We start from the raw sequence: 17401 nt of genomic DNA, 5'->3' as shown, positions 1-17401 counted from the left end.
GCCCGGAGGTGGGTACCGTGACCGACCCGATGGCCCGCAGGTTCGGCTCCGGCCCCGCGATGGCCGACTACCCGTCCGGCTCCTCGGCCAGTCTGGCCGACATCCTGGAGCGGGTCCTCGACAAGGGGATCGTGATCGCCGGCGACATCCGCATCAACCTTCTCGACATCGAGCTGCTGACCGTCAAACTGCGCCTCCTGATCGCCTCCGTGGACAAGGCGAAGGAGATGGGCATCGACTGGTGGGAGCACGACGCCTCGCTGTCCTCCCGGCACGAGGACGGGTCGCTGGCCGCCGAGAACGAACGGCTCCGCGCCGAGCTGGAGCGGCTGCGCCGCACGGCCGCGCTCCCGGAGGCCCGGGAGACGCCCGGGCCGGCCGCCCGCCGGGAGGAAGAAGCTCCCGCGCGCGGCGCCGCGAAGCGAAGGCCCCCGTCATGAGCGCCCCGCCCGTCCTCACGTACGTCTACGCCGTCACGCCGCCCGCGCCCGCCGTACGGCGGCTGCTGCCCTCCCTCACCGGCGTGGGGGGCCGTCCCGTCACCCTGCTGGACGCCCCCGGTGAGGACCCGGGGCCGGTCGCGTTCGTCATCAGCGACGTCCCGGGCCCCGAGTGGGACGAGGACGCCCTCAAGGCCCGCTTCGAGGACCTGCGGTGGCTGGAGGAGGCCGCACAGGCCCACCACCGGGTGATCGAGGCCCTGGCCGCGCACACCACCGTCCTGCCGCTGCGCCTGGCCACCCTCTACGCCGACCACGCCGGGGCGCTCGCCGCCCTGGGCCGTCAGGGCCAGGCCTTCGCCACCCTGCTGGCCCGGCTCAGCGGCCACACCGAGTACGGGGTCAAGGTCTACGTCCGGCCCGCTCCTCCCCCAGACGACGCCGCGCCCTCCGGTGCCGTCTCACCCGGGCGGGCCTACCTGCTGGCCCGGCGGACGCAGCGGCACGCCCACGAGGACCACTACCGACAGGCCGGGGCGGTCACCGAGCGGATCGCCGCCATCGCACGCCGCCTCGCCGGCGACCACGTGCGCCACCCCGTCCAGAACGGGCCGCTGACCGGCGCGTCCCCCGGGGAGAACGTCCTCAACGACGCCTACCTGGTGCCCGACGCCGACGCCGGGGAGTTCCTGGCCGCGGTGGCCGGGGCGGCCCGCGACCTGCCGGGGGTCCACGTCGAGGTGACCGGCCCCTGGGCGCCCTACTCCTTCGCCACCCCGCCGCCGGCGCCGGGGACGCCATGACCGCCGCCGAGCGCCGCGACGCCGCCCTGCCCGGCCGGCAGGTCGCCCTCGTCGACCTCCTCGACCGGCTGCTGGCGGGCGGGGTCGTCATCGCCGGCGACCTCGTGCTCTCGATCGCCGACATCGACCTGGTCCGGATCTCCCTGCGCGCCCTCGTCTGCTCCATCGGCGCCGAGGGCGCCCCCGCACGGCAGGACGGTGACCCCGATGGCCGCTGACGGCCCCGCCCACGGCCTCCCCGACGCACCCGACCTGCGCGGCGTCGGCGACGCGATGTCCCGGGCGCTGCGGCTGCTGCCCGCCACCCCCGCCGAGACGGCCGGCCGGGGCGTGCCCGGCAGCCGTGTCCGCACCGGCCCCGACAGCGCGGCGGAGGACCTCGTCAAGCTCGTCCTGACCGTGGTGGAACTGCTGCGCCAGCTCATCGAACGCCAGGCCCTGCGCCGGGTCGAGGCCGGCGGGCTCAGCGAGGCCCAGGAGGAGGAGCTCGGCGCCACCCTGCTCGCCCTCCACGACCGGATGACCGAGCTGTGCGCCCGGCACGGCTACGGGCTCGCCGACCTCAACCTCGACCTGGGGCCGCTCGGCCCCCTGCTGCCCCCCTCCGGCTGACGGCGGGGCGGATCCGGGGCAACCCCGCGTTTCCCGCAGCGCCGCCCCCGCCACGGGACTAGGCTCCGCAGGATGGAACGCGCGGAGATACTCAAGCGGGTGATCGGCATCCTGACCGAGGCCCAGGACGTACGCCGGGCCGTGGAGACCGATCTGGACGAGGACACCGGCCCGGACGGGGACACCGGCCCGGCCGGCACGCCCGGAGTGGCCACGCTGCTGCTCAACGAGATGCTGCCGTCGATCCGGGTGCCCGCCGACGCGACGCCCCAGCAGGTGGCGGCCCTGGTGGCCGAAGCCCTCGGCCCGGCCCTCCACACGATGGTCTCCGGGTTCAGCCTGGCCTTCACCAGCCTCGCCATCGCGCACGACAGCGGGCGTACGGACGTCTCCTCGATCGAGGTGCTCCAGGAGCTCGCCCTGGAAGTCGAGGCGGGCACCTACGACGAAGGCGCGTGAGGCGGCCGGGCCGACGGCCGCTCCGCCTCAGGGGAGCCCCAGCCTGAGCGGCGGGCCGGCCGGGCCCTCGTCCTCGGACGCCGGCCCCGGCGCGACGGGCGTGGCGAACACGTGGACGGTGACGGTCGGTCCGGCGTCCCGTGCGGCGTGCATCCGGTGGTAGAAGGTCTCGTCGAAGCAGAAGGCGTTGCCCGCGCCGATCTCGGTGGTGTGCGGGGCGCTCCCCAGCCGGGCCCGCTCGTGGGTGAGGGCCCCCCGGGCCACGTACACCGCGCCCCTGACCTGCTCGTGGTCCAGGTAGCAGGTGCCCGGCGGCATACGGTGCCAGCTGATGGCCCACACCCCGATGCGATCGGCCCGGAAAAGCTGGATCCAGTTGCCCTCGCCGTCCGGTTCGGCCAGCCGCGGCCTCCAGCGCAGGTAGTCGCGGCCCACCTCGTAGGCGATCTCCATCAGCTCTTCGGGCTCGGGGACCGGGCCTCCCGGGCCCCGGACCGCCGGTTTCGTCTCCATGTCCACCCACCGCCTCGCGCACCGCGGTGCGAAGACCGCGTGCAGTGCTCCGGCGCCGGGCGGCGGCTGTGCCGGGCCGGCACCGGATCGTTCGCCGGACGCCTGCCCGGCCGCACGCACTTCATGCGCCGGCGGACGGGCCCGGCGCCGGACCCCGGCGGCCCGCGCCGCCGCCGAACCGGTTTCGGTCCGGCGCCCCGGGTGAAGACGCCGGGTGGGTCACCGGTACCGGGGCCGGTGACGTCCGGGAGGTGGGCCTCATGGCGCACAGCACACGGGAGAAGGCGGGCGGCGGCGCGGAGCACGATGCCCGGCCGTACGTACCGGACACCGGCGACCTCGGCGCCCTGCGCCGGGCGGCGGCCTCCTGCCGCGGCTGCCCGCTCCACGCCGACGCGACGCGGACGGTGTTCGGCGCGGGGCCGCGACGGGCGCGCGTCGTCCTGGTGGGCGAGCAGCCCGGGGACCGGGAGGACCGGGAAGGGGAGCCGTTCGTCGGACCGGCCGGCGCACTGCTGCGCCGGGCCCTGGCCGAGTCCGGGCTGGACGAGTCGTCCGTGTACTTCACCAACGCGGTGAAGCACTTCAAGTTCACCGTGCCGGAGGGCGGCAAGCGGCGGATCCACAAGGCGCCGAACCTGCGCGAGATGACGGCCTGCCGGCCGTGGCTGGTGGCCGAGCTGGCCTCGGTCCGGCCCCGGCTCGTCGTGGCCCTGGGGGCGACGGCGGGGCGGGCGCTGTTCGGCGGTCCGTTCCGGGTCGGCGACCACCGGGGCCTGCTGGAGCCGCTGCCCGGAGGCGGCGCCGAGGCGGACGGGCGGACCCTGCCCGAGGCGCGGGTGCTGGTGACCGTGCACCCGTCGGCGGTGCTGCGCGCGCGGGACCGGGAGGCGGCGTACCGGGGGCTGGTGAGCGACCTGAAGGCCGCCGCCCGGGCCCTCGCGGGCTGAGCCGAGGCGGGGGCCGTCACGTACGGGGCAGGGCCGGCGCGATCCCGTGGAGGTCGAGGGCGCCCGTGACCAGGGCGTGGACGGTGTCGGCGAGGGAGGCGCGGCGGTCGGCGGCGTAGGCGCGAAGCAGCCGCGAGGCCTCCTCGACGCTCACACCGGCGTGCTGGGCGACCATGCCCTTGGCGATCTCGAGCGCGTTCTTGTAGGCGATCGCCGCCTGCGTCTTGGTGAGCACCTCGGCGGCCGGTTCGGGGTCCGCGCTCCAGTGGAGGAGGGCCAGGGCGGCGGAGTCGGCGAGGGCCTGGGCGATCTCCGTCTCCTCCGGGGCCAGGCGGCCCGCCGCCCGGCGGAAGAGGGTCAGGGCACCGATGACGTGCTCGTGGAGGCGCAGCGGGAGGGTCTGGGAGGAGCGGTAGCCGACCTCCAGCGCGGCCGTGGCCAGCTCCGGCCAGCGGTCCCGTTCGGCCGCCAGGTCGGGGACGGAGAGGGGCTCGCCGCTGTGGTAGCAGTCCACGCACGGTCCGTTGCCGGTCTGCAACTGGAGGAGTTCGAGCAGGACGGCGTCCTCTCCGGACGCGGCCATGATGCGCAGGCCGCCACGGGCGTCGCCCATCATCGCGCCGCCCGCGTCGGCGTCGAGCAGGCCCACGCAGTGGCGGACCAGGCCGTCGAAGAGGTTCAGGGGGTCGAAGTCGGGCGCGAGGGTGTCCGCAAGGCTGACGAAGGCCCTGGCCAAGTGCTGTTCGCGGGTCATCTCGGTCGCCTGCTTCCCGTCCCGGTTGGGCTTGAGACTATTCATTCTCGTCGAAATCGATCCTGCGGTGGACCACGTCCCGGGCGACCTCGCTCGCGGTGCGGCCCTCGCGGAAGGCGCGGGCGCGCAGCAGGAGCAGGGCCTCGTCCGCCGTGGCGCCCAGCCGGGCCATCAGCATCCCCGCCGCCTGGTAGACCTCGTTGTGGGCCTCGCCGGCGCCGTGCAGCCAGGAGGCGACGCCTTCGTCGGTGGTCCGGTGGTGGTCGAGGCCCACGAGGACCGCCGTAGAGGCGTCGGCGGCGAGGACGGCCGACGCGAGGTCGGCGGGCGCCAGCTTTCCGGCCGTGTCGCGGTAGAGGTCGAGCGTCCCGATCACCACGGTGGAGTTGCCGAGCGGTACGGAGTACATCGCCCGGGCTCCGGTCTCCAGGGCCTGCGGCACGAACAGCGGCCAGCGCCGGGCGTCGCTCGACAGGTCCGGGGCGAGCACCGGGGCGAAGACCTCGGCGGCCCGCACTCCCGGGCCCTCGCCGAGGGTGAACTGGATGTCGGCGAGGCGGGTGGCCGTGGCGTCGGTCGCGCAGAGGGTGGTGGTGTAGGTCTTCCCGGCGGTCAGGTTGAGCGCGAGGCCGGTGACGGGCAGCAGGTTGAGCAGGGCGCCGCAGAGCCGGGCGGGCACCTCTTCGGCGGGGACGCCGGTGAGAGCGGCCGCGATCTCGCGCACGACGGCGATCCGCAGTGCGCTCAGGGAGCGGTGCTCTCCCCCGTCGTGCCGGGGATCCCGGGCCATGTCCGCACCTCCTGCCGTCCCGTTCCTCCACCCCGGGGCGGCTGCCGGCCATGATGCCGCAGGGTGTGAACGTATTCTGCCGTGTGACCGGTCCGCCCCGTGGGCGGCGGGCGCGGCGGGCGCGCCCGCCGGGTCCGCCTGCGGTCCGGCGGGGTGCCCGCCCGTGGCCGCCTCCTGTCGGTCGGGGGGTCACCGGGCTCAGTCACCGGCCCGGAACCGGAGGGTCTGGGAGGGCGAGGCGCCGTACGCGGCCCGGTAGGCGGCCGCGAACCGGCCGGCGTGCCCGAAGCCCCAGCGCGCGGCGACCTCCGTCACGGTGACGGGGCCGGCCGGGTCGGCGGCCTGGAGCTCCGCGTGGACCTGGGCGAGGCGGACCCGGCGCAGGTAGGCGAGGGGCGTGGTGCCGGCGTGGCGGGCGAAGGCGTACTGGAGGGCCCTGGGGGTGACGGGGACGGATCCGGCGATGTCGGCCAGGCCGATGTCGCGGTCGGCGTTGTCGTCGATGAAGGCGACGGCCCGCCGCAGGGTGTCGGAGGTGCCGTCGGGTCCCTCGGTGCGGTCGGCGGGGGCCGGGACCGTGTCGTTGGGGAACACCGCGAGCGCGGTGGCGGCGAGGAGCCGCCCGGACTCGGCGAGGACGAGCGGGGCGGGGCGCGGATCCGTGGCGAACAGGGAGCGGCGGACGAAGTCGGCGGTGCGCCGCCAGATCCCGGCCCCGGCGTCGTCGAGCGGGGCGAGGCCGGTGAAGCGGACGGGCCGCCGGGAGCAGGGTCCGGTCCGGTGGGCGGCCGCCTGGACCGCGGTCCAGGGGACGGCGAGGCTCTCGACGGCCGCGTCCTCCGTACGGGCGGTGCGGGGGCGGCCGGGGCGGCCGCTGAGGAAGGTGTGGCCGGGTCCGAAGCGGTGTTCCTCGCGGCCGTCCGCGACGGTGACGTGGCCCGCCAGGAGGGTGGACACGACGAGCAGGGCCGGCGGGCCGGCCGCGAAGCCGAGGGTGCCCGGCAGCTCCAGTTCGCCGGCGACGGCGGCGGGGGTGGCGACGCAGGAGATCCGGTACGGGCGGGCCGCCGGGGCCGGTGCGCGCACGCCGAGCCGCGCTCCGTAGACCGATTCGAGGAAGGCGGCGAACTCGTCGGGGTTCCGGGTGGCGCAGTCGCGGCGCTCGGGGGCGAGGGTCCGTCGCATCGTCTTCCCCTTCCCCTCGCGTCGCCGGGCGTGCGGCCGGTCCCGCCCGCACGGCGGCTCCCGGAGGTGGTCCGGGCCGCCGGTGGACTGCCGCTCCCCGCGCCTGCCCAGCGCGGCGTCCGGTTAACGGCGGACGGATGTCCTTCGTGGGACGGGCCCGTCAGTCCACCCGGCGCAAGGACTGGGACGGGGGGCAGCCGTAGGCGCGGCGGTAGGCGGCCGCGAAGCGGCCCGCGTGGGTGAAGCCCCAGCGTGCGGCGATGCGGGAGACCCCTGACCCGTCGCCGGGCACCGCCGCCCTGAGCTCCTCGTGGACCCGGGCCAGCCGGAACCGGCGCAGGTACTCGAGCGGGGTGGTGCCGGCATGGCGGGCGAAGGCGTACTGGAGGGCGCGGGGGGTGACGGGTACGGCGGCGGCGATGTCGGCGAGGCCGATCTCCTCGGCGGCGTTGCCCTCGATGAAGGCGACGGCCCGGCGGAGGGTGTCGGAGGCCGTGTCCCGGCGGCCGGCCGGCGGGGGCCCTGCGGGGGCGGGGCGAGGGCGGTGTTGGGGAAGACGCAGAGCGCGGTCGCCGCCAGCAGCCGGGCCGCTTCGGCCGCCACCCGGGGGGACACGGGCAGGTCCTGGGCCAGCAGGGTGCGGTGCGCGAACTCCGCCGTACGCCGCCAGAGCGTCGCGTGCGCCGCGTCGCACGGGAGCAGGCCGGTGAAGCGGACCGGCCGGTCGTCCCCCGGGTGCGCGCGGCGGGCCGCCGTGCGGACGGTGTCCCAGGGGATGGCGACCGTCCGCAGTTCGAGGTCCTCGGTACGGGCGGTGCGCGGACGGCCGTAGCGGCCGTCCAGGAAGGTCTGGCCGGCGGTGAGCGGGTACTCTTCGCGGCCGACCCTCAGGGTCAGGCGGCCCGACCGCACGGTGGCGACGACCAGCAGGGCCGGTGGCCCCGACACGAGGCGGAGCCGGCCCGGGAGCACCAGCTCCCCGCCGGCGAGGCCGTGCGCTTCGGTGTGGGTGAGCCGGTAGGGCCGGCCGGCCGGGTCGAGGACGGTCAGGGTGGTCCGGGAGCCGTAGGCCTGCTCCAGGAAGGCGCGGGCCGCCTCGGGGTCGGCCGACACGTGGCGGCGGCGTCCCGGAGCGGGGGCGGCGGGCATCCGGTCTCCCTCCCCTCGGTGTTTTCCCGTCGCCCACCCCACCAGACGCGGCCGCCGCGGTCGCCGACCGACACCCCTCCCCGTGGGGGTGCCGGCCGGCGGGTTCAGGTCGTGAGCCGGCTGTTCACGCCGTCGCGGCCGTCGGCTTCGTCCTCGTCGAACCAGTAGTCCCCGGCCGCGAGGTAGCGGAACTGGTGCACCCGCCGGGCCTTCAGCTCCACGGTGACGGCGCGGCTGCCGTCGGGGCGGGGGGTGCGCGGCCGTGCGCGGCGCGCCCTCCGGCCCGGGTGGGCTCCACCAGGTCTACCGCGTGCCGGGGCGAGGGGTGCGGACCCGGAGACACGCCGGGGCCGCGGGGGTTTCGCTCAGCGGATGTTCGGCGCCCGGGAGCCGGGCCCCGCCGGGGAACAGCCGCGGAGCGAAGTACGTCTCCCGCTCACCCGGATGGCCTCCGGCGGGGCCCGAGGTCCGCCTTCAGGGGCGTTCGACGGCTTCCGTGACGGTGAAGGGGGTTCCCGACCAGTCGTTCAGCGTCACCCGGCGGTCCGCCAGACAGGTCCCCACCGGGCCGGCGACTGCGCCGCCCGCCCGGACCGCCCGGTCCGCCGCCGCGTCGAGGTCGGGGACGGCGAAGTGGACCTCCCAGCGCGGGCGTGCCCGGGGGTCGGGGGCGGATTCGACGGCTCCGGCGTCGATCCTGGCCACGGTGCGGTGGTGGTGTCTGACCACGACGTGGTCCTGTTCGTAGGCGACGTCCAGGGCGCCGGGCCGTTCCTCGGCCCAGTCGAGGACCTCGCCGTAGAAGACGGCCGCGGCGAAGGCGTCGCGGGCCTTGAGCTCGACCCGGACGGGGCCGTCGCGGTCCGGCCACCGCTCGGGGCCGACCTCGCCCTCCCAGAAGCCGAAGACCGCGCCGTCGCGGTCCGCCGCGAGGGCGGCCCGGCCGGTCGCGAACGCCAGCGGGCCCACGGCCGTGGTCGCTCCGCGCTCGCGGATGCGGGCGGCCGTCACGTCGGCGTCCGCGACGGCGAAGTACGGGGTCCAGGCCATGGGGACGCCCAGGCGCGGCACCACGGCGGCGATGCCTGCCACCGGCACCTCGTCGGCGCACGCCACCCGGAACTCCTCCCCGAGCCGGCTGCGGCGGAACCGCCAGCCCAGGACCTCGCCGTAGAAGTCCTCGGCCGCGTCGAGGTCGTGGGTGGCCAGGCTCACGCAGACCGGCGCCCCGGACACCTCACCACTGGACCTGGCCATCGCGCCACCTCTCATCGGGTCCGTCGTCCTGCGCCCCCGAACTCCAGCCTTCACCGTCGGCGGGGAATCGGCGCGTCGCGCGCCGGCGGGCCCGGCCCGGGTAGGGCCCCCGGCCCGGGCCGGGGGTCAGGCAGGCCCGCCGTCCCGGAGGGATTCCAGCGCGCGGCCGAGCGTGGGGTGGGCGGGGAGGAGGCCGGCGACCCCGCTGATCTCCAGGAGCCGGAGCAGTTGCCCGGTGGGGGCCGCCAGGACCAGGCGCAGGCCGGACGCGGCGGCCTCCCTGCGCAGTCCGAGCAGGGCGTTGAGGAGGGTGGAGTCGCAGAAGGCGAGTCCCTCGCAGTCGACGACCACGGCCGTGGTGGCGAGGGCGGTGGCCCGGGCGAACGCCTCGGCCACCGCGCGGTGGTCGTCGAGGTCGATCTCACCGGTCAGCCGGCACACCGCGATCCCGCCGGGCGGGTCGGGGCGGTCGAGCGTGACGGGTGCGGGTGCCGGGTCGGGCATGCGGGGCCTTCCGGTGGGGTCCGGGGCGGCGGACGGAGACGGCCGCTGCTGCCAGGGTCCGGCAAGGGGAGCGGGCTGCGCCGCCCCGTGGACGAAGTCCCCGGTCCGCGAAACGAAGCCGCGCGGCCGCGCCCGTCCGTCCCCGGCGGCCCGCGAGGGGGGCAGGCATGGACGGGCGGACCGGGGGCAGGCGCGCATCCGAACGCGACGACCCCACGAGCGGAAGGAAGCGGAGCCATGGGACACGGCGGCGATGTGGTGGCGGAACTGACCGCGGACCACGACGAGGTCAAGGAGTACTTCCGGAGGCTGGGCCGGACCACCGCGGCGGAGGAACGGCGGAACATCGCCGACCTCCTGACGATCGAACTGGTACGCCATTCGGTCGCCGAGGAGCAGTACCTCTACCCGGCGGTGCGCGAGCACCTCCAGGACGGCGACGTCATCGCCGACAAGGAGATCGCCGACCACGGCCGGGCGGAGCGCCTGATGAAGCAGCTCCAGGAGGAGGACGCGGCCGGGACCCGGTTCACGTCCGTGCTGCGCGAGCTGGAGGCGGACGTCCTGGCCCACATCCACGACGAGGAGCAGAACCTCTTCCCCGCCCTGCGCCACGCCTGCGGCAAGGAGGTGCTCGACGAGCTGGGCGACAAGACGCGCCGGGCCAAGAAGACGGCCCCGACCCGCCCGCACCCGGGCAGTCCGTCCACCCCGCCGGCCAACAAGCTGCTGGCGCCGGGACTCGGTCTGGTCGACCGGGCCCGCGACCTGCTGACGGGGCGCGGCAAGGACGACGCGGCCGCCTGAGGGAAGGCCGCGCCACGGAAGGCCGCGCCGGCTGAGGGGTGTCCGGCCGGGCACCCCCTCAGCCGGCGGGCACCCTCAGCCGGCGGGCTCCTCCCGCGACAGCAGACGCAGGACCGCGGCCTCCGCCCTGCCGTGCGTGGCCGGGTGGCCGTACGCGACGTCCTTCCCCAGCCCCTCGAGGGCGGGTCCGATGGTGATGCCCTCCTCGTAGAGCTCGAAGAGGCGGGGGTTGATGTACGAGGCGCGGCAGACGGCGGGCGTGTTCCCCAGGTAGTCGCTGACCTCGCGCACCGCCCGGGACATGGCCCGGGCGCGGCGGGCCCTGGAGTCGCCTGCGGTCCCGGCGGAGACGGCGAGGGCGACGGCGGCGAGGACGGTGGCGTGCCAGGTGCGGAAGTCCTTGGCCGTGACGTCGGTCCCGGAGCGGCTGCGGAGGTAGTCGTTGAGGTCCTCGGCGTGCACGTCGTGCCAGCGCCGCCCCTCCCAGTACACGAACAGCTGGTGCCCGTCCTCCCTGCGGCGCAGGAGGGCGCGGACGACCTGGTAGGCGGCCGGGTCGACGAGGGCGCGCGTCTGGTCCTGGCCGGACTTGCCCGGGTAGCTGAAGCAGACCTCGCCCCGGCGGCACCGGGCGTGTTCGCGCAGCAGGGTGGTCAGTCCGTAGGCTCCGTGGTCCTTGCGGTATCCGGCGCCGCCGACGCGGAAGAAGCCCAGGTCGAGGAGGCGGGCGGTGCAGGCCAGGACCCGGTCGCGGGCCAGTCCGCGGCGGGCGAGGTCGTGGGTGATGCCCTCGCGCAGCCTGGGGAGCCGGGCGGCGACGTCCAGGACGTGCGCGTGTTTGGCGGCTTCCTGCTCTTCCCGGAACCGCGGATGGTAGAGGTACTGGCGGCGGCCCGCGTCGTCCGTCCCCATGGCCTGGATGTGGCCGGCGGGCGAGGGGCAGATCCATACGTCGCGCCAGGCCGGCGGGATCACCAGGGCCCGGATGCGCGCCCGCTCGGCGCCGTCGGTGAGGGGCCGTCCGGCGGGGTCCAGGTAGCGGAATCCCCGGCCGTGGCGGATCCGGGTGCAGCCGGGGCGGTCGGGCCGGCTGGTGCGCAGCCGCATGACCCTCCTCGGTGCTCGGTGCGGGCGGGGTCAGCCGTCGGTGTCGTCGGGGTGGGCGTCGGTGTCGAGGGTCCACGAGGTGCCGGGGCAGCCGGGTGGCAGCGGCGGGAAGCGGTGCGTCTTCACGTCGGTGCTCCAGTGGTGCCCGCCGCCGCAGTCGCAGGTGTAGATCCCGCTGGCGGGCACGATCCGGCCCGGGTGGAACCATTCCTTGGTGCTGGTCATGCGGGGCGCCTACCCGGGCGGACCGTTCTCATCCCCGGGCCGGGGTGATCGGCCGGGTCAGGGGGCTGGAGTCGAGGGCCCGCAGGAGTTCGGGCGGGCCCCGGTAGATCGTGACGGGTCCGGCCGCGGTGAGTTCGGCTTCCGAGATGCCGCCGGTGAGGAGGCCGATGCAGGGGACTCCCGCGCGGGCGGCGGCCTCGACGTCCCAGACGGTGTCGCCGACGAAGACGGCTTCCTCCGGTGCCGCGTCGCCGAGGGCGAGCGCCTGGTGGACCAGGTCGGGGGCGGGCTTGGAGCGGTCGACGTCGTCGGCGGAGGTGGCGGCGGAGATGACGTCGTCCGCGCCGAGCGCCGAGCGGATGGCCTCGACCTCGTCGGAGGAGGCGGAACTCGCCAGGACGATGCGCAGTCCCCGGGCGGCGATGGCGCGCAGCAGGTCGGCGGCCCGGTCCAGGACGGGGAGGGAGTCGAACCAGGCGGCGTAGAGGGCGTGGTGGGCGTCGCGCAGCCGCTGGTCGTCGCGGTGTCCGCGGGAGGCGCCCAGCAGATGGTCGAGGATCCGGTCGCCGCCCATGCCGATGGCCCGGTGGATGCGGGCCATCGGGACGTCGTGGCCGTTCTGGTGCAGGGCCTGCCACCAGGTCAGGGCGTGCAGGTAGTTGGTGTCGACGAGGGTGCCGTCGAGGTCGAAGAGGGCCGCCCGGGGGCGGTGGCCGTTGCGGGTGGTCATGGTGCGGGCCGGTCCTTCCCGTCGTGCGCGCGTGACCGCACCGCCGCCGGGGCGGGGGTCCGCGGCGCGCGTCCCTGGGCCCGCGCGCCTGCCCCGGACCCCGCCGGGCAAACGGCGGGGCGGTGGCGGACGGCCGCGTTTCGGGGGTACGGGCCGGGGCAGGCGCAGCCGGAGACCGGCGGGCCGGCGCGTTCCGGGCGCCCCGCAGGGGCCTCGGGCCCGGACCGCGGCGGCAGCGAGCAGGAGGGAACGAGACGATGAAGGTGGCCGACTACGTGTTGCAGCGCCTGCGGGAGTGGGACGTCGAGCACGTCTTCGCCTATCCCGGCGACGGGATCAACGGGCTCCTCGCCGCCTGGGGGCGGGCGAAGGAGGCTCCCCGGTTCATCCAGGCCCGGCACGAGGAGATGGCCGCCTTCGAAGCCGTCGGCTACGCGAAGTTCTCCGGCCGGACCGGGGTCTGCGCGGCGACGTCCGGGCCCGGGGCGATCCATCTGCTCAACGGGCTGTACGACGCGAAGCTCGACCACGTCCCGGTGGTCGCGATCGTCGGGCAGACCGACCGCAGCGCGATGGGCGGCTCCTACCAGCAGGAGGTGGACCTGCTGTCCCTCTACAAGGACGTGGCCTCCGAGTTCTGCCAGATGGTCACGGTCCCCGAGCAGCTGCCCAACGTACTGGACCGGGCGCTGCGCATCGCCGCGACCCGGCGCACCGTGACCGCCGTGATCATCCCCGCCGACGTGCAGGACCTGGAGCACGAGCCGCCCGCTCACGCGTTCAAGCAGGTCCCCTCCAGCCTGGGCGTGGGGCACTACGCCCCCGTTCCCGCCGACGAGGAACTGCACCGGGCGGCGCGGATCCTCAACTCCGGTGAGCGGCCGGCGATCCTCGTCGGGCAGGGCGCCCGCCAGGCCCGCGCCGAGGTCGAGCAGGTCGCCGAGGTCCTCGGCGCGGGGGTCGCCAAGGCCCTGCTGGGCAAGGACGCGCTGCCCGACACCCTGCCGTACGTGACCGGGTCGATCGGGCTGCTGGGCACGCGGCCCTCGTACGAGATGATGCGGGACTGCGACACCCTGCTGGTGGTCGGGTCCAGCTTCCCCTACACGCAGTTCCTGCCGGAGTTCGGGCAGGCCCGCGCCGTGCAGATCGACATCGAGCCGACCATGGTCGGGCTGCGCTACCCGTTCGAGCTGAACCTCGTGGGTGACGCCGCCGAGACGCTGCGCCGGCTGATCCCGCTGCTGGAGCGGCACCGCGACGGTGCCTGGCGCGACGGCATCGAGGCCGGTGCGGAGCGCTGGTGGGAGGTCATGGAGCGGCGGGCCGGCGTGGCGGCCGATCCCGTCAACCCCGAGTACGTGGCCCACACGCTGGACGGGCTGCTGCCGGACAACGCGATCATCACCGCGGACTCCGGTTCGGCGGCCAACTGGTACGCCCGGCACCTGCGGATGCGCGACGGCATGCGCGGTTCGCTCTCCGGCACCCTCGCGACGATGGGCCCCGGGGTGCCCTACCTGATCGGTGCCAAGTTCGCCCACCCCGACCGGCCCGGCATCGCCCTCGTCGGCGACGGCGCCATGCAGATGAACGGGATGGCGGAGCTGATCACCGCCGCGAAGTACTACCCCGAGTGGCCGGATCCGCGGCTGGTGGTGGCGGTGCTGAACAACCGGGACCTCAACCAGGTCACCTGGGAGATGCGCGCCATGCAGGGCGCCCCGCAGTTCGAGGCCTCGCAGGCCGTGCCCGACATCCGCTACGCCGATGTGGCCGCCCTCTTCGGCCTCGGCGGGGTGCGGGTGGAGCGGCCCGAGGACGTGGTACCCGCCTGGCGCCAGGCGCTGGCCGCGGACCGGCCGTTCGTCATCGACTTCCGCACGGACCCGGCGGTGCCGCCGATCCCGCCGCACGCCACCTGGGACCAGATCAAGTCCTCCGCCTCGGCGGTGCTGCACGGGGACAGCGACCGCGGCAACGTGGTGCGCCAGGGGCTGAAGGCGAAGGTGCAGGACTTCCTGCCCGGCGGGGCGGGCTGATGCCGGCCTCCACCTCCCCGGTGGACCTGGCCGGTCTGGAACGCGCGCTGCGGGCCGAGGTGGACGCGGAGGTCCGCTTCGACGCGGGCAGCCGCGGCGCGTACTCCACCGACGGGTCGAACTACCGGCAGATCCCCCTGGGGGTGGTCGTCCCCCGTTCGGTGGAGGCGGGCGCGCGGGCGGTGGGGGTCTGCGCGCGGTTCTCCGCTCCCGTCCTGTCCCGGGGCGGCGGGACCAGCCTGGGCGGCCAGTGCACGAACGCGGCGGTGGTCCTCGACTGGACCAAGTACTGCGACCGCCTGGTCTCCGTGGATCCGGCGGCCCGCGTCTGTGTGGTCGAGCCGGGTATCGCCCTGGACGAGCTCAACCGGCGGCTGGAGCCGTACGGCCTGAAGTTCGGGCCGAAACCGGCCACCCACAGCCACTGCACGCTCGGCGGGATGATCGGCAACAACAGCTGCGGGGCCTCCGCCCAGGCGTACGGCAAGACCGTCGACAACGTGCGCCGCCTGGAGGTCCTCACCTACGCCGGGGACCGTTTCTGGGCCGGTCCCACGGGCCCGGAGGAGTACGAGCGGATCCTCGCGCAGGGCGGCGCCCGCGCCCGGATCCACCGGGGGCTGAAGGACATCGCCACACGCCACCTCGCCGAGATCCGGCGCGGCTACCCGAAGATCCCCCGGCGGGTCTCGGGGTACAACCTGGACTCCCTGCTCCCGGAGAACGGCTTCGACGTGGCCCGGGCGCTGGTGGGCAGCGAGGGCACGCTGGTGACCGTCCTGCGGGCCGAACTCACCCTGGTCGAGGTCCCGGCGGCGGAGGCGCTGCTCGTCCTCGGCTTCGAGGACGTGTACGCCGCCGCGGACGCCGTCCCGGCCGTGCTGGAGCACAGCCGGCCGGCGCAACTGGAGGCCCTCGACGGCCGGATGGCGCAGCTGATGCGTGAGGAGCGGGTGCACCTGCACTCCCTGGAGCTGCTGCCCGAGGGAGACGCATGGCTCCTCGTGCAGTTCACCGGCGCCGGAAAGGAGGAGGCGGACGGGCAGGCGTACGCACTGCTGCGCGCCCTCGGCCTCGGCGAGGACGACGCTTCGGTGGCGTTCTCCGACGACCCGCCCCGCGAGCAGGAGTTCCTCAAGGCGCGGGAGGCGGGGCTCGGGGTGACGGCGCGGCCGCCCGACGGCTCGGAGACCTGGGAGGGCTGGGAGGACTCCGCCGTCGCCCCGGACCGGCTGGGTGACTACCTGCGCGACCTGGAGCGGCTGTACGAGCGGTACGGCTACCAGCAGGCCTCCCTGTACGGGCACTTCGGGCAGGGCTGCGTGCACACCCGGATCCCCTTCGGGCTGCGCGACGCCAAGGGGGTGAAGGCGTTCCGGGCGTTCCTGGAGGAGGCGGCCGACCTGGTGTCCTCGTACGGCGGGTCGCTGTCGGGCGAGCACGGTGACGGGCAGGCCCGGGGCGAACTGCTGCCCCGGATGTTCGGTACGGCCCTCATGGAGGCGATGGGCGAGGTCAAGGCCCTCTTCGACCCGGGGAACCGGATGAACCCCGGCAAGGTGGTCGACCCGGACCCGGTCGACTCCCACCTGCGCCTGGGGCCCGCCTGGCGGCCGCGCCCGCAGCGGGGGACCTTCTTCGCGTACTCCGGGGACGGGCACGATTTCACGCGGGCCGTGCAGCGCTGCGTGGGCGTCGGCAACTGCCGTACGCACGAGGGCGGGGTGATGTGCCCCTCGTACCGGGCCACCCTGGAGGAGGAGCACTCCACCCGGGGCCGGGCGCGGCTGCTGTTCGAGATGCTGGACGGGCACGGTGACTCGCCCGTACGCGACGGATGGCGCTCCCCCGAGGTGCGCGACGCCCTCGACCTGTGCCTGTCCTGCAAGGGGTGTGCGTCCGACTGCCCGGTGGGGGTGGACATGGCCACGTACAAGGCCGAGTTCCTCGCCCACCACTACCGGTGGCGGCCGCGGCCGCCCGCGCACTACTCGCTGGGCTGGCTGCCGCTGTGGGCGCGTCTGGCGCGCACGGGCCCGGGCCTGGCCAACGCCGCGCTGCGGGCGCCGGTGCTGGGGCGGCTGGGGAAGCTGGCGGCGGGCGTGGATCCGCGGCGGGCCGCGCCGCCGTTCGCCGCCGTGTCCTTCCAGGAGGCCTGGCGGCGCTCGCCCCGGCCCGCGCCCCGGCCGGACGACCCGCGCACGGTGCTGCTGTGGCCGGACACCTTCACCAACCACTTCCATCCGCACATCGCCCGCGCCGCCGTGCGGGTCCTGCAGGACGCCGGTTTCCGTGTGGCGGTGCCGACGGCTCCGGTGTGCTGCGGCCTGACCTGGATCTCCACCGGGCAGCTCGGCACGGCCCGCCGGGTGCTGGAGCGCACGACGCGCAGGCTGCGCCCCTGGCTGGAGGCGGGCACGCCGGTCGTCGCCCTGGAGCCGTCCTGCGCGGCCGCGTTGCGCTCCGACGCGCCCGAGCTCCTCGCCGGGGACGAGGAGGTCCGGCGGCTGGCCGCGCAGACGCGGACGTTCGCCGAGCACCTCGTCCACCACGCCCCCGGGGCCTGGCGGGCGCCCCGGGCGCCCCGGGCGGCGACCGTGCAGCCGCACTGTCACCAGTACGCCGTGCTGGGCACCGGCCCGGACCGGGAGCTGATGCGCCGCGCCGGGCTGGACGCGGACGTCCTGGACGCGGGCTGCTGCGGCCTGGCCGGGAACTTCGGCTTCGAGCGCGGGCATTACGAGCTGTCGATGGCCATCGCCGAACAGGGCGTCCTGCCCGCCGTCCGCGCCACCCCCGCCGACTCCTTCGTACTGGCGGACGGCTTCAGCTGCCGGACCCAGATCGAGCAGGCCGGGACCGGGCGCCGGGCCCTGCACCTGGCGGAGGCCCTGGCCCTCGCCCTGGACGGCCCGCCGCCCGGCGGCCCTCCGGAACGGGCGGCGCCCAGGGCCGTGCCCGGGGGCGCGCGGGGGCGCCGTACGGCGGGTGCCGGACGGGCGCACCGCCGCGCACCCCGCGCGACCACGCGCACGCCGTTGTGACCGCCGCCATGGCGGCCTAGCGTGCGGAAC

19 protein-coding genes are annotated in these 17401 nt (G+C 75.8%); 9 read left to right on the top strand and 10 right to left on the bottom strand.

Translation table 11 applies throughout. From position 1 onward, the window contains the following. The first annotated feature begins 17 nt into the window (after positions 1-17). From ABT403_RS02060 to ABT403_RS02040, 5 genes are all read left to right on the top strand, one after another. Entirely contained in the window at positions 18-440 is a 423-nt protein-coding gene (locus ABT403_RS02060) for a gas vesicle protein (protein ID WP_425580313.1), read from the top strand. Continuing rightward, the gene (locus ABT403_RS02055; RefSeq protein WP_344167026.1) at positions 437-1243 is read left to right on the top strand and encodes a GvpL/GvpF family gas vesicle protein; all 807 of its coding nucleotides are present in this window, start codon (positions 437-439) and stop codon (positions 1241-1243) included. The genes ABT403_RS02060 and ABT403_RS02055 overlap by 4 nt, the downstream gene beginning before the upstream one ends. Further along, a complete protein-coding gene (locus ABT403_RS02050) occupies positions 1240-1461 on the top strand; it encodes a gas vesicle protein (RefSeq protein WP_344167028.1) in 222 nt (73 codons plus the stop codon). Before ABT403_RS02055 ends, ABT403_RS02050 begins: the two co-directional genes overlap by 4 nt. Continuing rightward, complete coding sequence (locus ABT403_RS02045; RefSeq protein ID WP_344167030.1) at positions 1451-1855, top strand: gas vesicle protein K; 405 nt, start codon at positions 1451-1453, stop codon at positions 1853-1855. The genes ABT403_RS02050 and ABT403_RS02045 overlap by 11 nt, the downstream gene beginning before the upstream one ends. Positions 1856-1927: 72 nt before the next feature. Then, positions 1928-2314 (top strand): hypothetical protein, encoded by a 387-nt coding sequence (locus tag ABT403_RS02040; protein WP_344167032.1) that lies wholly within the window; start codon positions 1928-1930, stop codon positions 2312-2314. Between the two features lie 27 nt (positions 2315-2341). Here the strand turns inward: ABT403_RS02040 and ABT403_RS02035 are convergent, their stop codons facing one another. Beyond that, on the bottom strand, positions 2342-2827 hold the full coding sequence (locus ABT403_RS02035; RefSeq protein WP_344167034.1) for a cupin domain-containing protein: 486 nt from the start codon (positions 2825-2827) through the stop codon (positions 2342-2344). Between the two features lie 260 nt (positions 2828-3087). Here ABT403_RS02035 and ABT403_RS02030 point away from each other — a divergent pair, with 260 nt between their 5' ends. Next, positions 3088-3777 carry a UdgX family uracil-DNA binding protein gene (locus ABT403_RS02030; RefSeq protein ID WP_344167036.1) on the top strand — a complete coding sequence of 230 codons (690 nt, stop codon included), beginning with the start codon at positions 3088-3090 and terminating at the stop codon, positions 3775-3777. A 16-nt stretch (positions 3778-3793) separates the two neighbouring features. Here ABT403_RS02030 and ABT403_RS02025 read toward each other — a convergent pair whose 3' ends face one another. The 6 genes from ABT403_RS02025 to ABT403_RS02000 form a co-directional block, all read right to left on the bottom strand. Beyond that, the gene (locus ABT403_RS02025; protein ID WP_344167038.1) at positions 3794-4576 is read right to left on the bottom strand and encodes a GAF and ANTAR domain-containing protein; all 783 of its coding nucleotides are present in this window, start codon (positions 4574-4576) and stop codon (positions 3794-3796) included. Beyond that, on the bottom strand, positions 4569-5321 hold the full coding sequence (locus ABT403_RS02020; RefSeq protein ID WP_344167040.1) for an ANTAR domain-containing protein: 753 nt from the start codon (positions 5319-5321) through the stop codon (positions 4569-4571). The genes ABT403_RS02025 and ABT403_RS02020 overlap by 8 nt, the downstream gene beginning before the upstream one ends. A 198-nt stretch (positions 5322-5519) precedes the next feature. Beyond that, positions 5520-6506, bottom strand: a complete 987-nt coding sequence (locus tag ABT403_RS02015; protein WP_344167042.1) for a helix-turn-helix transcriptional regulator — start codon at positions 6504-6506, stop codon at positions 5520-5522. A 160-nt stretch (positions 6507-6666) separates the two neighbouring features. Continuing rightward, positions 6667-7200 (bottom strand): helix-turn-helix transcriptional regulator, encoded by a 534-nt coding sequence (locus ABT403_RS02010; protein WP_344167044.1) that lies wholly within the window; start codon positions 7198-7200, stop codon positions 6667-6669. Positions 7201-8129: 929 nt separating this feature from the next. After that, positions 8130-8912 (bottom strand): VOC family protein, encoded by a 783-nt coding sequence (locus ABT403_RS02005; protein ID WP_344167046.1) that lies wholly within the window; start codon positions 8910-8912, stop codon positions 8130-8132. A 126-nt stretch (positions 8913-9038) separates the two neighbouring features. Continuing rightward, positions 9039-9416 carry an STAS domain-containing protein gene (locus ABT403_RS02000; protein ID WP_344167048.1) on the bottom strand — a complete coding sequence of 126 codons (378 nt, stop codon included), beginning with the start codon at positions 9414-9416 and terminating at the stop codon, positions 9039-9041. Between the two features lie 237 nt (positions 9417-9653). Between ABT403_RS02000 and ABT403_RS01995 the strand changes: the two genes are divergently transcribed. Next, entirely contained in the window at positions 9654-10223 is a 570-nt protein-coding gene (locus ABT403_RS01995; RefSeq protein ID WP_344167050.1) for a hemerythrin domain-containing protein, read from the top strand. A 75-nt stretch (positions 10224-10298) separates the two neighbouring features. Here the strand turns inward: ABT403_RS01995 and ABT403_RS01990 are convergent, their stop codons facing one another. The 3 genes from ABT403_RS01990 to ABT403_RS01980 are packed head-to-tail and all read right to left on the bottom strand — an operon-like array spanning position 10299 to position 12285. Next, complete coding sequence (locus ABT403_RS01990; RefSeq protein WP_344167052.1) at positions 10299-11330, bottom strand: DNA topoisomerase IB; 1032 nt, start codon at positions 11328-11330, stop codon at positions 10299-10301. A gap of 30 nt (positions 11331-11360) precedes the next feature. Then, complete coding sequence (locus ABT403_RS01985; protein ID WP_344167054.1) at positions 11361-11555, bottom strand: hypothetical protein; 195 nt, start codon at positions 11553-11555, stop codon at positions 11361-11363. A 28-nt stretch (positions 11556-11583) separates the two neighbouring features. After that, a complete protein-coding gene (locus tag ABT403_RS01980; RefSeq protein ID WP_344167056.1) occupies positions 11584-12285 on the bottom strand; it encodes an HAD family hydrolase in 702 nt (233 codons plus the stop codon). A 257-nt stretch (positions 12286-12542) separates the two neighbouring features. Here ABT403_RS01980 and ABT403_RS01975 point away from each other — a divergent pair, with 257 nt between their 5' ends. Together ABT403_RS01975 and ABT403_RS01970 are read left to right on the top strand one after the other, a co-directional pair. Further along, complete coding sequence (locus tag ABT403_RS01975) at positions 12543-14327, top strand: thiamine pyrophosphate-requiring protein (RefSeq protein WP_344167058.1); 1785 nt, start codon at positions 12543-12545, stop codon at positions 14325-14327. Further along, positions 14327-17371 (top strand): FAD-binding and (Fe-S)-binding domain-containing protein, encoded by a 3045-nt coding sequence (locus tag ABT403_RS01970; protein ID WP_344167060.1) that lies wholly within the window; start codon positions 14327-14329, stop codon positions 17369-17371. The genes ABT403_RS01975 and ABT403_RS01970 overlap by 1 nt, the downstream gene beginning before the upstream one ends. The last annotated feature ends 30 nt before the right edge of the window (positions 17372-17401 follow it).

This window comes from Streptomyces sp. NPDC000075, from assembly GCF_040301925.1.
Taxonomy (GTDB): Bacteria; Actinomycetota; Actinomycetes; order Streptomycetales; family Streptomycetaceae; genus Streptomyces; species Streptomyces polychromogenes.
Note: the sequence above shows the minus strand (reverse complement) of the source record. Positions and strands in the feature narration are given on the sequence as shown.

What these genes read in the sequence shown, in the direction of transcription:
- ABT403_RS02055 (WP_344167026.1), top strand. Translation starts at nt 437, where the DNA reads ATGAGCGCCCCGCCCGTCCTCACGTACGTCTACGCCGTCACGCCGCCC.
- ABT403_RS02050 (WP_344167028.1), top strand. Translation starts at nt 1,240, where the DNA reads ATGACCGCCGCCGAGCGCCGCGACGCCGCCCTGCCCGGCCGGCAGGTC.
- ABT403_RS02045 (WP_344167030.1), top strand. Translation starts at nt 1,451, where the DNA reads ATGGCCGCTGACGGCCCCGCCCACGGCCTCCCCGACGCACCCGACCTG.
- ABT403_RS02040 (WP_344167032.1), top strand. Translation starts at nt 1,928, where the DNA reads ATGGAACGCGCGGAGATACTCAAGCGGGTGATCGGCATCCTGACCGAG.
- ABT403_RS02035 (WP_344167034.1), bottom strand. Translation starts at nt 2,827, where the DNA reads ATGGAGACGAAACCGGCGGTCCGGGGCCCGGGAGGCCCGGTCCCCGAG.
- ABT403_RS02030 (WP_344167036.1), top strand. Translation starts at nt 3,088, where the DNA reads ATGGCGCACAGCACACGGGAGAAGGCGGGCGGCGGCGCGGAGCACGAT.
- ABT403_RS02025 (WP_344167038.1), bottom strand. Translation starts at nt 4,576, where the DNA reads ATGAATAGTCTCAAGCCCAACCGGGACGGGAAGCAGGCGACCGAGATG.
- ABT403_RS02020 (WP_344167040.1), bottom strand. Translation starts at nt 5,321, where the DNA reads ATGGCCCGGGATCCCCGGCACGACGGGGGAGAGCACCGCTCCCTGAGC.
- ABT403_RS02015 (WP_344167042.1), bottom strand. Translation starts at nt 6,506, where the DNA reads ATGCGACGGACCCTCGCCCCCGAGCGCCGCGACTGCGCCACCCGGAAC.
- ABT403_RS02005 (WP_344167046.1), bottom strand. Translation starts at nt 8,912, where the DNA reads ATGGCCAGGTCCAGTGGTGAGGTGTCCGGGGCGCCGGTCTGCGTGAGC.
- ABT403_RS02000 (WP_344167048.1), bottom strand. Translation starts at nt 9,416, where the DNA reads ATGCCCGACCCGGCACCCGCACCCGTCACGCTCGACCGCCCCGACCCG.
- ABT403_RS01995 (WP_344167050.1), top strand. Translation starts at nt 9,654, where the DNA reads ATGGGACACGGCGGCGATGTGGTGGCGGAACTGACCGCGGACCACGAC.
- ABT403_RS01990 (WP_344167052.1), bottom strand. Translation starts at nt 11,330, where the DNA reads ATGCGGCTGCGCACCAGCCGGCCCGACCGCCCCGGCTGCACCCGGATC.
- ABT403_RS01985 (WP_344167054.1), bottom strand. Translation starts at nt 11,555, where the DNA reads ATGACCAGCACCAAGGAATGGTTCCACCCGGGCCGGATCGTGCCCGCC.
- ABT403_RS01980 (WP_344167056.1), bottom strand. Translation starts at nt 12,285, where the DNA reads ATGACCACCCGCAACGGCCACCGCCCCCGGGCGGCCCTCTTCGACCTC.
- ABT403_RS01975 (WP_344167058.1), top strand. Translation starts at nt 12,543, where the DNA reads ATGAAGGTGGCCGACTACGTGTTGCAGCGCCTGCGGGAGTGGGACGTC.
- ABT403_RS01970 (WP_344167060.1), top strand. Translation starts at nt 14,327, where the DNA reads ATGCCGGCCTCCACCTCCCCGGTGGACCTGGCCGGTCTGGAACGCGCG.